This window comes from Roseomonas chloroacetimidivorans, assembly GCF_049629625.1.
Lineage (GTDB): Bacteria > Pseudomonadota > Alphaproteobacteria > Acetobacterales > Acetobacteraceae > Roseomonas > Roseomonas chloroacetimidivorans.
The window spans coordinates 50851-63715 of sequence record NZ_JBNBZS010000024.1 but is presented as its reverse complement, the minus strand read 5'-3'; the positions used below and the strand labels follow the sequence as shown (position 1 = coordinate 63715).

Sequence of the window (12865 nt, the reverse complement as noted above, 5' to 3'; positions counted from 1 at the left end):
GGGGCCATGCAGCTCTCCGATCCATTGGGTGACATGCTCACCCGCATCCGCAACGGCCAGCGCGCTCGTCATGCGCGCGTCGTTTCCCCTGCCTCCCGGCTCCGCTCCGACGTCTTGGACGTGCTGAAGCGCGAGGGCTATATCCGCGCCTGGCGCGCGGAGGAGCTCCGCCCCGGTATCAAGGTGCTCGATATCGAGCTCAAGTATTCCGAGGGCGAGCCCGCCATTAAGGAGATCACCCGCGTGTCCAAGCCGGGCCGCCGGGTTTACTCCAAGATCAAGGAGCTGCCGAAGTTCTACAACGGGCTCGGCATTTCGATCCTCTCCACGCCCCGCGGCGTGATGAGCGACCTTGAGGCTCGCGCCGCCAATGTGGGCGGCGAAGTCCTCTGCCGCGTATTCTGACGGAGGGCAGAGGAACATGTCTCGCGTAGGCAAGTATCCGGTGAAGGTGCCCGCTGGCGTCACCCTCACCGTTCAGGACAATGTCGTGGTGGCGAAGGGCAAGCTCGGCGAGCTGCGCCTGCCGCTGACCGACAAGGTCGACGTCAAGGTCGAGAACGGTGAGGTCGCCGTCGCTCCGCGCGGCGACGACCGGGCTGCTCGGACGATGTGGGGCACCACGCGCTCCCTCATCAACGGCATGGTCACGGGCGTCTCCACTGGCTTCTCGAAGTCGATGGAGATCACGGGCACGGGCTATCGTGCGGCGGTGCAGGGGAAGGACCTGGTCCTGAACCTCGGCTACTCGCACGAGATCCGGTACCCGATCCCCGAGGGCATCAAGATCACGACCGAGCGCCCGACGGCCATCAAGGTCGAGGGTGCTGACAAGCAGCGTGTCGGTCAGGTTGCGGCGGAAATCCGGGCGTATCGTGGTCCCGAGCCCTATAAGGGCAAGGGGATCAAGTACGACAACGAGACGATCCTCCGGAAGGAGGGTAAGAAGAAGTAATGTCCAGCAAGCTCGTACTGACGCAGCGCCGCCGTTCGCGTGCGCGCTACCAGATCAAGCTGAAGGGCGGTGGGCGCGTGCGCCTCTCCGTCCATCGCTCGGGCCGGCACATCTACGCCCAGGTGATCGACGACAAGGCGGGCCGTACGCTCGCCGCGGCGTCGACGCTGGAGAAGGCTGTGCGGGAAGGCAGCAAGACCGGCGCCGACGTCGACGCGGCGGCGGCCATTGGCAAGCTGGTGGCCGAGCGTGCGCTCGCGGCCGGCGTGACCGAGGTGGTCTTCGACCGCGGTCCCTATCTCTACCACGGCCGGGTCAAGGCCCTGGCGGACGGCGCCCGCGAGGGCGGGCTGTCGTTCTGAGGAGCCGATAGAATGGCATACGCACCGCGTTCCAACGCGCCGCGTCCGGGCGGAGAGGGCGGCGACGGCGCCGACCGCCGCCGGGGCCGCGGCCGTCGTGACGACAATCGTGATCAGCGTCAGGATCGCGAGAACGACGAGTTCAAGGACAAGCTCGTCACCATCAACCGTGTCGCCAAGGTCGTGAAGGGCGGCCGGCGCTTCTCCTTCGCGGCCCTCGTGGTCGTGGGCGATGAGAAGGGCCGCGTCGGCTGGGGCGCCGGCAAGGCGCGCGAGGTGCCGGAGGCGATCCGCAAGGCGACGGAGCGGGCCAAGCGCGGCCTGATCCGCGTGCCGATGCGCGAGGGCCGCACCTTGCACCACGACGTCGTCGGTGAGTTTGGCGCCGGCCGGGTGATCCTCCGTGCGGCTCCGGCCGGTACGGGCATCATTGCCGGTGGCCCGATGCGCGCGGTGTTCGAGGTACTGGGCATGGGCGACGTAGTCGCCAAGTGCACGGGCACCACGAACCCCCACAATATGGTCAAGGCGACCTTCGCTGGCCTGGCCCGCTGCAGCTCCCCCCGGGCTGTTGCCGCGCGCCGTGGTAAGAAGGTGGCTGACCTCCTCCCGAGCCCGCGTGGCGGCGACGCCGCCAACGTGTCCGGCGAGGCGTCGTCCACGGAGACGGCCAATGTCTGAGACCACGAAGAAGACGGTGAAGGTGACCCAGATCGGGTCGCCGATCGGCCGCAAGCCCGGTCAGCGCGAGACGCTGATCGGCCTCGGCTTGAACAAGATGCACCGGAGCCGCGAGCTGGAGGACACCCCTGCCGTGCAGGGCATGATCCGCAAGGTCGCGCATCTGGTGAAGGTGGGCTGAACCATGAAGCTCAATGAGCTGCGCGACAACGAGGGTGCCCGCCCGAAGTTCAAGCGCATCGGCCGGGGCATTGGCTCCGGCAAGGGCAAGACCGGCGGACGCGGCGTGAAGGGTCAGAAGGCCCGCACCGGCGTGTCGCTGAACGGCTTCGAGGGTGGTCAGCTTCCGCTGTACCGTCGACTGCCGAAGCGCGGCTTCAAGAACCTGTTCCGCAAGGAATACGCCGTTATCAATCTCGGGACGCTGGAGAAGGCGTTCGAGGCCGGCGTCCTTCCGGCTGGCGAGACGGTGGACGAGGCGGCGCTGGAGAAGGCGGGGCTGGTCCGCGTTGGCAAGAAGGCGGGTGTCCGCCTGCTGGCCAAGGGCGAGATCAAGCGCGCCGTGACCCTGTCCGTGACGGGTGCCTCCGCCGCTGCCATTGCGGCGGTGCAGGCCGCTGGCGGCAGCGTGACGGTGCGCGGTGCCGCTGAGGAAGCCCCCGCGGCTTGATCGCGGCGGTTGCGGCCGCTACCTGACATGACGGAATGTACTGCGGCGCCGCGGGCCTATCCCCCGGCGCCGCAGTCGTGAGAGAGGGGCATCCCCATGGCGTCCGCCGCCGAGCAGCTCGCGGCCAATCTCAACCTCGGCGTGCTGTCCCGCGCGACCGAGCTGAAGAATCGGCTCTGGTTCACCCTGGGTGCACTGATCGTGTACCGCCTGGGCACCTACATCCCGGTGCCGGGCGTGGACGCGGCGGTGATGGCCGAGATCCTGTCGCAGCATGGCGGCGGCATCCTCGGCATGTTTGACATGTTCACGGGCGGCGCCCTGGGACGGATGACCGTCTTCGCCCTGAACATCATGCCCTATATTTCGGCCTCGATCATCGTTCAGCTGATGTCGGCCGCCATCCCGTCCTGGGAGGCGCTGAAGAAGGAGGGCGAGTCCGGCCGGAAGCGGCTGAACCAATATACGCGCTACCTGACCGTCCTGATCGCGTTCTTCCAGGCCTATGGTATCGCGGTCGGGCTGGAAGGAATGCGCGGTAATTTCGGCGCGGCCGTGCTCGACCCTGGCCTGTTCTTCCGCGTCTCCTGCGTCACCACTCTGGTGGGTGGGACCATGTTCCTGATGTGGCTGGGCGAGCAGATCACCGCCCGGGGTGTCGGCAACGGCATTTCGCTCATTATCTTTGCCGGTATTGTGGCGAACCTGCCCCATGCCCTGATTTCCACCCTGGAGCTTGGACGGACGGGGGCCTTGTCGCCCTTCTTCATCCTGTTCTTCCTCGTCCTGGCGCTGGCCGTGATCGCCTTCGTGGTTTTCATGGAGCGGGCCCAGAGGAAGATCCCGGTGCAGTATCCCAAGCGCCAGGTCGGCAACCGCATGTTCGGCGGCGACGCGACCCATTTGCCGTTGAAGCTGAACACGGCCGGCGTAATTCCGCCGATCTTCGCCTCCTCTCTGCTTCTGCTTCCGGCGACCTTTTCGGGGTTCGCCGCCACCCAGGGCACCGAGAACTGGCTGACCCGCGCGGCAGCGCTCCTTGCTCATGGCCAGCCGCTCTATATGGGCCTCTATGTGGCCCTGATCATCTTCTTTGCTTTCTTCTACACGGCCGTGGTCTTCAACCCGACCGAGACGGCGGACAACCTGAAGAAGTATGGCGGCTTTGTCCCGGGCATCCGCCCTGGCGCAGCCACGGCCGAGTATTTCGACCGTGTTCTGACCCGGCTAACCCTGGTGGGCGCCGTCTATCTGTGCATCGTCTGCCTCATCCCCGAGTTCCTGATCAGCCAGTACGGCGTGCCCTTCTACTTTGGTGGCACCAGCCTGTTGATTATCGTGTCCGTCACCATGGACACGGTGGCTCAGGTACAGTCCCATCTGTTCGCGCATCAGTATGAAGGCCTGATTCGGAAGGCCCGCATGGGTGGCCGGGGCACCGGCCCCAGCCCCGTCACCCCGCGCGGAGGGAACTCGCGTCGATGAACCTCATTCTTCTCGGCCCGCCCGGAGCGGGGAAGGGGACCCAGGCGAAGATGCTGCAGGATCGCCACGGGATCGCCCAGATCTCGACGGGCGATATGCTGCGGGCCGAGGTCAAGTCCGGCTCGGAGATCGGGAACGAGGCCAAGGCCATTATGGAGCGGGGTGAACTGGTTCCGGACGCCATCATCACCGCCATGCTGGCCATCCGGGTGCAGAAGCCCGATTGCACCCGAGGCTTCATCCTCGATGGCTTCCCCCGGACCGTGCCCCAGGCCGAGGCGCTGGACGTCATGCTTGAGGAAATGGGCCTGGCGCTGAACCATGTGATCGAGTTGAAGGTGGATGACGGCGCTCTGGTGGAGCGCATCGCTGGCCGCTTCACCTGTTCGGCCTGTGGTACCGGCTACCACGACCACTTCAAGCCGACCCAGGTTCCGGGGGTCTGTGACGTCTGCGGCAGCCATGAGTTCAGCCGCAGGGCGGACGACAAGGCGGAGACCGTGGCGGCCCGCCTGGACGCCTATCACCGCCAGACCGCACCCCTGCTGCCCTATTACGCCGCCCAGGGTAAGCTGAAGCAGGTGGATGGCATGGCCGATATGGCCACCGTCTCTAGCCAGATCGAGGCTATCCTCGATGGTGCTTGACTCAACCGGGTCAAGCCCGTAAATCGCCCACCTTCGCGGCGGGGCCATGTCCTGCCGCAATTCCGCTTGCACGGATGCCGTCCGGTCAGCCCGTGACGGAGTCCTTCCAAGATTGGCCCGGCCGCTGCGGCGGAGGGGTCAGGATCACCTCGCCGGGCGGCTCCACCGACCGGCCCGAACGGAGCATCGGCTCCAGGAGAGCAACGTGGCGCGCATCGCCGGCGTGAACATCCCCGACAACAAGCGCGTGCACATTTCGCTGCGCTACATCTATGGCATCGGTCCGAAGAACGCGGCCGACATCTGCGCGAAGCTCGGTATCCCCGAGGAGCGCCGGGTGAACCAGCTCTCCGAGGACGAGCTGCTCCGCCTGCGCGAGACGCTTGACCGCGATTTCCGCGTTGAGGGTGACCTGCGCCGCGAAGTGGCGATGAACATCAAGCGGCTGATGGACATGGCCTGCTACCGCGGCCTCCGTCATCGCCGCGGCCTGCCGGTGCGCGGCCAGCGCACGCACACGAACGCGCGCACCCGTAAGGGCAAGGCCGTGGCGATCGCCGGCAAGAAGAAGGTGACCAAGTAAGATGGCCCGTCAGCCGACCGGGGGCGCCCGTCCCCGCAAGAAGGAACGGAAGAACATCTCTTCCGGCGTGGCACACGTCCTCGCCTCCTTCAACAACACGATCGTCACGATTACGGACAGCCAGGGCAACGCGATCGCCTGGTCGTCCTCCGGTTCCCAGGGCTTCAAGGGCAGCCGCAAGTCCACTCCCTATGCCGCGCAGGTCGCGGCCGAGGACGCGGGCAAGAAGGCGCGCGAGCACGGCATGGAGACGCTGGAGATCATGGTCTCCGGTCCCGGGTCGGGCCGCGAGAGCGCGCTTCGTGCCCTCCAGGCCGTCGGCTTCTACGTCACCGCGATCAAGGACGTGACGCCGATTCCGCACAATGGCTGCCGCCCCCGCAAGCGGCGCCGCGTCTGAGGGGGTAAGACCACCATGAGTGGCGCGATGGATCGCAATTGGCGGTCCCTGATCAAGCCGGAGCGGCTTGAGGTCGAAGGTGGGCAGGATCCTGCTCGCTCGGCGACCATCATTGCCGAGCCGCTGGAGCGCGGCTTCGGCATGACGCTGGGCAACGCGCTGCGCCGCGTCCTGCTGTCCTCCCTTCAGGGGGCGGCCGTGACGGCGGTGCAGATCGAGGGCGCGCTGCACGAGTTCAGCAGCCTCCCCGGCGTACGCGAGGACGTGACGGACATCGTCCTGAACATCAAGCGTCTGGCCATCCGTATGCAGGGCGAGGGCTCCAAGCGCCTCTCCCTGACGGCGACTGGCCCGGGCGAGGTGACGGCCGGCCAGATCCAGGTGACGGGCGATATCGAGATCGCCAACCCGGAGCTGGTCATCTGCACGCTCGATGATGGCGCGCGGCTGAACGCCGAGCTGACGGTCGCGACGGGCAAGGGCTATGTTCCGGCTTCCGAGAACCGGCCCGAGGATGCGCCCATCGGCCTGATCCCGGTGGACGCAATCTACTCGCCGGTGCGCCGCGTGGCCTATCGCGTGGAGCCGACCCGCGTTGGCCAGCGCACGGACTACGACAAGCTCGTACTGAACGTGGAGACGGACGGCACGGTCTCGCCGGATGACGCCGTGGCTCTGGCCGCCCGTATCCTGCAGGATCAGCTGCAGCTCTTCATCAACTTCGACGAGCCGCGTGAGGCACGCGCCGCCGAGGTCGAGGATGACCTGCCGTTCAACCGCAACCTGCTCCGTAAGGTGGACGAGCTTGAACTCTCCGTCCGCTCGGCGAACTGCCTGAAGAACGATAACATCGTCTATATCGGTGATCTCGTTCAGAAGTCTGAGCAGGAGATGCTCCGCACTCCGAACTTCGGCCGTAAGTCTCTCAACGAGATCAAGGAGGTTCTTACCTCCATGGGCCTGCAGCTCGGCATGAATGTCCCCGGCTGGCCGCCGGAGAATATCGAGGACCTGGCCCGCAAGGTCGACGAGCCCTTCTGAGCGGCCTGTAGGAAAGGACTAAGTTAATGCGTCACGGGATCTCGGGCCGGAAGCTCGGCGTCACCTCCGCTCACCGGATCTCCATGTTCCGTAACATGGCGACCAGCCTGCTCAAGCACGAGCAGATCACCACCACCCTGCCGAAGGCCAAGGAGCTGCGCCCGTATGTCGAGCGCATCATCACCCTCGGCAAGCGCGGCGACCTGCATGCCCGCCGTCAGGCGGCTGCGCAAATCCGCGATGAGGCGGTAGTCCGCAAGCTGTTCGACACGCTCGCGCCGCGCTACTCGGCTCGGAACGGCGGTTACACGCGCGTGCTGCGCGCTGGTGTCCGCTACGGCGATGCCGCCCAGATGGCGGTGATCGAACTCGTCGAGCGCGATGTGGCCGCCAAGGGCCTGGACAGCGGTCCGAAGCCTGAGGTGGCGGAGGAAGAGACGGCCGAGGCGTGAGCACGCCTCGCCGAAGGGTTTGGTGGAGGGCGGGTGGGAGACCACTCGCCCTTCTGCTTTTGGTAACCCTCCTCTTTGCCACACCGGCCCGGTCGGACTATGTGCCGGAGCCGTCGCCCCTCACCCTCGTGGGGCAGCCCGTGGCGGCGCTCGCGGCTCATCCGGACGTCTCGATCGGGTTCCGCTCAGTAGTTCGTGGGCGCCAGACCTATATCCTGCGCCATCTACATGCCGCTGATCCCGGCTCGCTACGGGCGGCGAGGAACCGCTACATCTTTGGATGGACCTGCGACGGGGGCGATTGTGCCGAGGCCGGCCTGTTCCTCGGCTATGACAGCAAAACTGAGCGCTTCTACTTGCTTCTGCTCGACGAGGGCGTGGCCAGCCTCACTGTCCCGACACGGGGTGCACCCTGGCCTGCGCCGCTGGCCGAGGCGGTCCTGGCAGTGAAACCAGATCTCCGGTCCTTCCGATCGGAATAGGGCTGGGATCCAGCGTGCCCCGAGGCGCTATCCCGGCAACGTGGGGCCGGGCCGGCCGTTCCAGAGACGGATCTGGAAAGGACTGCATGCGATGATGCGTTGGGCTCTCGGCCTCGCCGTCGTTTTTGCCCTGCTCGCGCTGGTGGCGCGCATTGTGCAGTTTGGTTTCTCGGTCGCGCTACTGATCGTGGCCGGGCTCGCCCTCATCGCCGCCCTGGTCACCGGGTTGATGGGACGGGCCTCCGCGCGCGGAGGTCCGCCCGGCCGAGGGAGCTAACCTATTCCGCCCGGATATTGGCCTCCCGTACCAGCGTGGCCATGGTGGCGCGTCCCTCTTGGACGAAGCGCGCGAAATCGGCCGGGCTGGAGCCGACGGGCACGTCTACCAGCTGGTCCAGCCGGGCCTTCACCTCGGAATCCTGCAGGGCCGCGACGGTGGCGGCGTGCAGCCGCTCCGCAACTGGCATCGGTGTCCCCGCGGGGGCGAAAAGGGCGCACCACTCCGCGATGGTGAGCCCGGGCACGCCCGCCTCCGCGAAGGTCGGAAGATCAGGGCGCGACGGCAGGCGAGCCTCCGTTGCTACGGCGAGCAACCGGGCCCGCCCGGAATCTGCGATGGGCCCGGCGGATAGCGCCGTGATGAAAGCCCCGTCCAGGACGCCGGCTGCGAGGTCGCGAGCCGCATCGGCGCCGCCACGATAGGGCGCATGGGTCAGCTCGATCCCTGCCAGGCGCTGGAAATGCGCCAGCGCCAGGTGCCCGGCCGTTGCATTGCCCTGGGTTCCGATGTTCAGCCTACCTGGCTGTGCCTTTGCCTGGGCTATGAACTCCGCCACGCTCCGCGCCGGATTGTCTGCCTTCACAGCCAGTACCTGGGGGAAGGTGGTCGCCAGGGTGACCGGCAGGAAGGCTGTCGCGTAATCGAAAGACAGGCCCTTGAGCAGGCTCGGATTCACGATGTGCGAGGACGCATCCCAGAGCAGCGTATGGCCGTCCGGCGCCGCCTGCGCGACCACGGCGCCACCATTCGAACCGCTGCCGCCCGTGCGGTTCTCCACCACCACGGTCTGTCCCAGCTTTTCGCCAATCCGCGGGGCCAGGACGCGAGCCACGCTGTCCGCTGCCCCGCCCGCAGCGAAGGCCACGATCAGGCGGATGGGGCGGTTCGGCCAGGCGGGCTGGGCTTGCAACACGCGCGGTGCGGCCAGCACGGCTGCACCGCCCAGCAAGGCGCGACGATGAAACATGGAAGACGTCCTCCAGCGCATTTGCGGGGATGGAGGCCACTCTGCACCTCCCGCGTCAACCCCGCCCTACCCACCCTTGCCGCCGGCCACCGGGACGCGCTTGATGCGACACCCTGGCCGCATTTCGCTGCTCTGGAGCCCCGTATTCGCGTCATGGTCGTGCAAATGAATCCCGGCGCCGCCCCATCCGCCCCGACTGGGTCAGCCATGATGGGGAAGGGAAGGCGCAAAGGCCCGGCGCTGGCCGTCGGGGGATGCACATGACCGCCGCCCTTCTGGGTGGCGCGCCCGACCCGGACGCGGTACGCGAGCTGCCGGAAGACCTGACGGGCCGCATCGCCTTCGTGGCCGCCGCCACCGAGGAGGCCAATGCCGCCCGCGAGCGCCTGGCCCGCCTCTATGGGGATGCCCCGGCGGAGGAGGCCGCGGTGGTGGTTGCCCTGGGCGGCGATGGCGCGATGCTGGAAACGCAGCACCGGTTCCTTGGCAAGAATATGCCGATCTATGGCATGAATCGCGGCAGCGTCGGCTTCCTGATGAACCCCTATCGCGAGGATGGCCTGCTCGAACGCCTGAGATCCGCCCAGGCCGCCTCCCTCCAGCCCCTCCGAATGCGAACGACCGATGCGGCCGGCACGGTGAATGAGGCCCTGGCGATCAACGAGGTCTCCCTGCTGCGTGAGACGCGGCAGGCCGCCAAGATCCGCATTCTCGTGGATGGCAAGGTTCGCCTGCCCGAGCTGATCTGCGATGGTATCCTGGTCGCTACCCCGGCGGGCAGCACGGCCTACAACCTCTCCGCCCATGGTCCGATCATCCCTTTGGGGACGAATCTGCTGGCCATGACGCCGATCTCCGCCTTCCGCCCCCGCCGCTGGCGCGGCGCGCTGCTGCCCGGCAATGCCAGCGTCGCCTTCGACATTCTGGAAGCGGAGAAGCGCCCCGTCGCAGCCGTCGCCGATTACACGGAGGTGCGCAACATTTACCGCGTGGAAATCTGCGAGGATCACCGCGTCCGTCTGACGATGCTCTTTGATCCGGATCAGGGACTGCCCGAGCGCATCCTCGCAGAGCAATTCACGGTCTGAGAGGTCAGCCCAGGAACCCGTCCAGCGCCGCCAGCACCTCCTCCGGCGCTTCCTCCGCCAGATAGTGCCCGCTGTTCACCGGTCCACCCGTGACCGGCCCGTCCGCGTATTCGCGCCACAGCGACAGCGGCTCGTACCACTGCCCGATCTTTCCTTTCGTGCCCCAAAGCGCCAGCAATGGGCAGCGCAGCCGCTGCCCGGCCTCGCGAGAGGCACGGTCATGCTCCAGGTCGATCCCGGTCGCGGCGCGGTAATCCTCGCAGATGGACTCGACCGTGCCGTCCAGATGCAGCGCGGCGATGTAGTCGGTGCGCGCTTCTGGATGGAAGAAACCATCATCCTTCGGCTCCCGGCTGGTGTGCAGGCGAAACCAATCCTCCACGTCCCGCCGGATCATGCGCTCGGGGATGGGATGCTTCTGGGCCAGGAAGAACCAGTGATAGTAGCCCATGGCGAAGGCCATGTCGGTCCGCTCGAAATGCGCGAGCGTCGGCACGATATCCATGGTGCAGAGCCGCTCCACCCGATCGGCATGATCCAGCGCCAGCCGGTGCGCCACGCGCGCGCCGCGATCATGGCTCACCACACCGAATCGCTCGAAGCCTAGCCCGACCATCAGCGCCGCCATATCGGCCGCCATCTCGCGCTTGGAGAAGGGCAGGCTCCCCGGTGAGACGGCGGGCTTGCCGCTGAAGCCGTAGCCGCGCAGGTCCGGGCAGATCACGGTGAAGCGCCGCGCCAGCACTGGTGCGACCTTGTGCCACATGACGTGGGTTTGCGGGTTGCCGTGCAGCAGCAGCAGTGGCGGCCCCTCGCCGCCACGGCGCAGGCGCAGCGAGATCCCGTTCGCCTCGCGTGTCTCGAGTGTGAAGCCCTCGAAGAACATGCTGCCTCCTTGCCGGCGCCTGTGCCGCGAGAACCCATCCTGCCCCGGCTGACGTCTGCCGTCATCCTGGCCCCGCAGGTGGCACACCCCCCGCCATCGCAACGAGGCCGTTCCGCCATCCGCAGATCCATGCCATCCGTCACCTCATCCCCGTGCCGGGAGCAGGACGGGAAGGGAGATTCCCCAATGGCCATTACGATCAGGCGCCGCCACGCCCTCATCCTTCCCACGGCGGCGCTCCTGCCTGGCGCAGCCCGCGCGCAGGCCGCCTGGACCCCCACCCGCCCGATCGCACTGGTCGTGCCCTATCCGGCTGGGGGCTCCACCGATGTCCTCGCCCGCCTCGTTGCCGCCGAAATGGCGAAGGATCTGAGCGTCCCTGTGGTTGTGGAGAACCTGGCAGGCGGCGGCGGTTCGATCGGTTCGCGCCGCGTCGCCACGGGGCCGGCGGATGGCACACAGATCATGCTCGCTTCCAACCAGACCCATGCCACCAATGTCTCGCTGCTGCCCGATGGCGGTGGCTACGATCCTCTGAAGGATTTTGCCCCGATCGCCGGGCTGGCCGACCTGCAGCACATCCTGGTGGTGCGCCCAGACGTGCCGGCGCGCAGCGTGTCAGACCTGCTGGCCCTGGCCCGCGCGCAACCCGGTCAAATCACCTGCGCCTCGACTGGCCAGGGCTCAGCCTCGCACCTGACCCTGGAACTGTTCAAGACCAGGACCGGCGTGGACATGGTGCATGTTCCCTATCGCGGCTCCTCGCCCATGCTGAACGACCTGCTGGGCGGCCATGTGCAGGTGAGCTTCGCGACCACCCCGACCATCCTTTCCCAGGTGCAGTCTGGCAAGCTTCGCGCCCTGGCCGTGGCCTCGCCCCGCCGCTCGCCGCATCTGCCGGAACTGCCCACCCTGGCCGAGGCCGGCGTGCCAGGCGTAGAGGCAGATGCCTGGTTCGGCCTCTTCGCGCCCGCTGCCGTGCCGGCACCCGCCTTGGCTCGGCTGCGGGAACTGGCCCTCGCGGCCATGGCGCGAGAGCCTGTCCGCACCCGCACGACCGAAGTCGGCATGACCGTCAATATCCGGGACGCCGAGGCGATGGGGGCCTTCCTGAAAGAGGATATTGCGCGCTGGGCCGAAGTCATTCGCGTGGCGAACGTAAAGCCGGACTGACCGCGTGCGGCACGGGCGCAGCACCTCAGCCAGGTGCTGCAGCGAGGCCCTGTCAAATGGGCGGCCTGGCGGATCTACTGGGCTCGCCGGCCGGATTCCGCCGCCTCGGGGCAGAGCCGGTCATCCGTCTCCCCGCATGAAAACGCCGCCGGCCCCTGAGGGAGCCGACGGCGTCCAACGCAAATCCTGGAAGACGAGGCGGCTTACTTCTTTCCCTTCGCCCGAGCCTTGCGCGCCGCGTAACGGCGGTCGCGCTCCAGCTTCGCCTCGATCAGGGCCTGCCGGGCCGCCTCGGCGGCTTCGGCCGCCTGTCGGGCGAGTTCGGCCTGGCGGGCCTCCTCCTCGGCGATCAGTCGCAGGCGCTCGGCCTCCTGGCGGGCCTTCTCCTCTTCCTTCAGGCGACGCCGCTCGGCTTCCCGCGCCTCGCGGGCCTCGATGATCTGCCGGCGCTCTTCCTGCCGGGCCAGCACCGTCGGGTCATCCGCCGTCGGCCGCGCCTTGAAGCGCTCAAGGAGAGCCTTTTTGGCCTCCAAGGAATTCTTGCTGCGGTCGTTGAAGTCTGTGCCCTTAAGGGTTCGCATCATGGTTCTCTGTCGGGGTCCTTTTCCGGCCCTGGCCTGTCATTTTCGGATCCGGCGAGCCGCGCCGCGGGATGCGCGTCAGGTGGCACTGCACACAGGAAAAAGAAAGCCCGGAAAGCAAGAGCCTTCCGG

The 12865-nt window shown here is 67.2% G+C and carries 19 protein-coding genes; 16 read left to right on the top strand and 3 right to left on the bottom strand.

All coding sequences use genetic code 11. The annotated features are described in order from the left end of the window. Nucleotides 1-6: 6 nt before the first annotated feature. The 14 genes from rpsH to ACO1BU_RS18670 all read left to right on the top strand — a co-directional run bounded on the left by rpsH (nucleotide 7) and on the right by ACO1BU_RS18670 (nucleotide 8035). Nucleotides 7-405: a 30S ribosomal protein S8 gene (rpsH, locus tag ACO1BU_RS18735; RefSeq protein ID WP_424137492.1), complete on the top strand. Its 399-nt coding sequence runs from the start codon at nucleotides 7-9 to the stop codon at nucleotides 403-405. Nucleotides 406-421: 16 nt separating this feature from the next. Beyond that, a complete protein-coding gene (gene rplF, locus ACO1BU_RS18730; protein ID WP_424137491.1) occupies nucleotides 422-955 on the top strand; it encodes a 50S ribosomal protein L6 in 534 nt (177 codons plus the stop codon). After that, nucleotides 955-1317, top strand: a complete 363-nt coding sequence (gene rplR, locus ACO1BU_RS18725) for a 50S ribosomal protein L18 (protein ID WP_424137490.1) — start codon at nucleotides 955-957, stop codon at nucleotides 1315-1317. The genes rplF and rplR overlap by 1 nt, the downstream gene beginning before the upstream one ends. 12 nt (nucleotides 1318-1329) lie before the next feature. Further along, nucleotides 1330-1998, top strand: coding sequence for a 30S ribosomal protein S5 (gene rpsE / locus ACO1BU_RS18720; RefSeq protein ID WP_424137489.1), 669 nt, complete (start codon nucleotides 1330-1332; stop codon nucleotides 1996-1998). Further along, complete coding sequence (gene rpmD, locus ACO1BU_RS18715) at nucleotides 1991-2179, top strand: 50S ribosomal protein L30 (protein WP_424137488.1); 189 nt, start codon at nucleotides 1991-1993, stop codon at nucleotides 2177-2179. The genes rpsE and rpmD overlap by 8 nt, the downstream gene beginning before the upstream one ends. A gap of 3 nt (nucleotides 2180-2182) precedes the next feature. After that, nucleotides 2183-2668, top strand: a complete 486-nt coding sequence (gene rplO / locus ACO1BU_RS18710) for a 50S ribosomal protein L15 (RefSeq protein ID WP_424137487.1) — start codon at nucleotides 2183-2185, stop codon at nucleotides 2666-2668. 96 nt (nucleotides 2669-2764) lie between these two features. Continuing rightward, the gene (gene secY / locus ACO1BU_RS18705; RefSeq protein WP_424137486.1) at nucleotides 2765-4153 is read left to right on the top strand and encodes a preprotein translocase subunit SecY; all 1389 of its coding nucleotides are present in this window, start codon (nucleotides 2765-2767) and stop codon (nucleotides 4151-4153) included. Continuing rightward, nucleotides 4150-4800, top strand: a complete 651-nt coding sequence (locus ACO1BU_RS18700) for an adenylate kinase (protein WP_424137485.1) — start codon at nucleotides 4150-4152, stop codon at nucleotides 4798-4800. The genes secY and ACO1BU_RS18700 overlap by 4 nt, the downstream gene beginning before the upstream one ends. Nucleotides 4801-5005: 205 nt before the next feature. Continuing rightward, nucleotides 5006-5383, top strand: coding sequence for a 30S ribosomal protein S13 (gene rpsM, locus ACO1BU_RS18695; RefSeq protein WP_424137484.1), 378 nt, complete (start codon nucleotides 5006-5008; stop codon nucleotides 5381-5383). A 1-nt stretch (nucleotide 5384) separates the two neighbouring features. Beyond that, nucleotides 5385-5783, top strand: coding sequence for a 30S ribosomal protein S11 (gene rpsK, locus ACO1BU_RS18690; RefSeq protein ID WP_424137483.1), 399 nt, complete (start codon nucleotides 5385-5387; stop codon nucleotides 5781-5783). Between the two features lie 27 nt (nucleotides 5784-5810). After that, a complete protein-coding gene (locus ACO1BU_RS18685) occupies nucleotides 5811-6824 on the top strand; it encodes a DNA-directed RNA polymerase subunit alpha (RefSeq protein WP_424137482.1) in 1014 nt (337 codons plus the stop codon). A gap of 26 nt (nucleotides 6825-6850) precedes the next feature. Continuing rightward, complete coding sequence (gene rplQ, locus ACO1BU_RS18680) at nucleotides 6851-7276, top strand: 50S ribosomal protein L17 (RefSeq protein ID WP_424137481.1); 426 nt, start codon at nucleotides 6851-6853, stop codon at nucleotides 7274-7276. A gap of 59 nt (nucleotides 7277-7335) precedes the next feature. Next, complete coding sequence (locus ACO1BU_RS18675) at nucleotides 7336-7758, top strand: hypothetical protein (protein WP_424137480.1); 423 nt, start codon at nucleotides 7336-7338, stop codon at nucleotides 7756-7758. 91 nt (nucleotides 7759-7849) lie between these two features. Next, nucleotides 7850-8035 (top strand): hypothetical protein, encoded by a 186-nt coding sequence (locus ACO1BU_RS18670; protein ID WP_424137479.1) that lies wholly within the window; start codon nucleotides 7850-7852, stop codon nucleotides 8033-8035. Between the two features lies 1 nt (nucleotide 8036). On the opposite strand, the gene ACO1BU_RS18665 is transcribed toward ACO1BU_RS18670, so the two are convergent. After that, complete coding sequence (locus ACO1BU_RS18665; RefSeq protein WP_424137478.1) at nucleotides 8037-9005, bottom strand: Bug family tripartite tricarboxylate transporter substrate binding protein; 969 nt, start codon at nucleotides 9003-9005, stop codon at nucleotides 8037-8039. A 260-nt stretch (nucleotides 9006-9265) separates the two neighbouring features. On the opposite strand from ACO1BU_RS18665, the gene ACO1BU_RS18660 reads away from it, so the two are divergent. Continuing rightward, nucleotides 9266-10093, top strand: coding sequence for an NAD kinase (locus ACO1BU_RS18660; protein WP_424137477.1), 828 nt, complete (start codon nucleotides 9266-9268; stop codon nucleotides 10091-10093). Between the two features lie 4 nt (nucleotides 10094-10097). Here the strand turns inward: ACO1BU_RS18660 and ACO1BU_RS18655 are convergent, their stop codons facing one another. Continuing rightward, nucleotides 10098-10979, bottom strand: a complete 882-nt coding sequence (locus tag ACO1BU_RS18655) for an alpha/beta fold hydrolase (protein ID WP_424137476.1) — start codon at nucleotides 10977-10979, stop codon at nucleotides 10098-10100. Nucleotides 10980-11165: 186 nt separating this feature from the next. Between ACO1BU_RS18655 and ACO1BU_RS18650 the strand changes: the two genes are divergently transcribed. Continuing rightward, nucleotides 11166-12152, top strand: a complete 987-nt coding sequence (locus ACO1BU_RS18650) for a Bug family tripartite tricarboxylate transporter substrate binding protein (protein WP_424137475.1) — start codon at nucleotides 11166-11168, stop codon at nucleotides 12150-12152. A gap of 203 nt (nucleotides 12153-12355) precedes the next feature. On the opposite strand, the gene ACO1BU_RS18645 is transcribed toward ACO1BU_RS18650, so the two are convergent. Further along, complete coding sequence (locus ACO1BU_RS18645; protein WP_424137474.1) at nucleotides 12356-12736, bottom strand: DUF6481 family protein; 381 nt, start codon at nucleotides 12734-12736, stop codon at nucleotides 12356-12358. Nucleotides 12737-12865: the final 129 nt, after the last annotated feature.

Coding starts and splice junctions, on each gene's coding strand:
- secY (WP_424137486.1), top strand. CDS start 2,765: ATGGCGTCCGCCGCCGAGCAGCTCGCGGCCAATCTCAACCTCGGCGTG.
- rplF (WP_424137491.1), top strand. CDS start 422: ATGTCTCGCGTAGGCAAGTATCCGGTGAAGGTGCCCGCTGGCGTCACC.
- rplQ (WP_424137481.1), top strand. CDS start 6,851: ATGCGTCACGGGATCTCGGGCCGGAAGCTCGGCGTCACCTCCGCTCAC.
- ACO1BU_RS18655 (WP_424137476.1), bottom strand. CDS start 10,979: ATGTTCTTCGAGGGCTTCACACTCGAGACACGCGAGGCGAACGGGATC.
- rpsH (WP_424137492.1), top strand. CDS start 7: ATGCAGCTCTCCGATCCATTGGGTGACATGCTCACCCGCATCCGCAAC.
- rpsK (WP_424137483.1), top strand. CDS start 5,385: ATGGCCCGTCAGCCGACCGGGGGCGCCCGTCCCCGCAAGAAGGAACGG.
- ACO1BU_RS18665 (WP_424137478.1), bottom strand. CDS start 9,005: ATGTTTCATCGTCGCGCCTTGCTGGGCGGTGCAGCCGTGCTGGCCGCA.
- rpmD (WP_424137488.1), top strand. CDS start 1,991: ATGTCTGAGACCACGAAGAAGACGGTGAAGGTGACCCAGATCGGGTCG.
- ACO1BU_RS18650 (WP_424137475.1), top strand. CDS start 11,166: ATGGCCATTACGATCAGGCGCCGCCACGCCCTCATCCTTCCCACGGCG.
- rplO (WP_424137487.1), top strand. CDS start 2,183: ATGAAGCTCAATGAGCTGCGCGACAACGAGGGTGCCCGCCCGAAGTTC.
- rplR (WP_424137490.1), top strand. CDS start 955: ATGTCCAGCAAGCTCGTACTGACGCAGCGCCGCCGTTCGCGTGCGCGC.
- ACO1BU_RS18685 (WP_424137482.1), top strand. CDS start 5,811: ATGGATCGCAATTGGCGGTCCCTGATCAAGCCGGAGCGGCTTGAGGTC.
- ACO1BU_RS18700 (WP_424137485.1), top strand. CDS start 4,150: ATGAACCTCATTCTTCTCGGCCCGCCCGGAGCGGGGAAGGGGACCCAG.
- rpsE (WP_424137489.1), top strand. CDS start 1,330: ATGGCATACGCACCGCGTTCCAACGCGCCGCGTCCGGGCGGAGAGGGC.
- ACO1BU_RS18670 (WP_424137479.1), top strand. CDS start 7,850: ATGATGCGTTGGGCTCTCGGCCTCGCCGTCGTTTTTGCCCTGCTCGCG.
- ACO1BU_RS18660 (WP_424137477.1), top strand. CDS start 9,266: ATGACCGCCGCCCTTCTGGGTGGCGCGCCCGACCCGGACGCGGTACGC.
- ACO1BU_RS18645 (WP_424137474.1), bottom strand. CDS start 12,736: ATGATGCGAACCCTTAAGGGCACAGACTTCAACGACCGCAGCAAGAAT.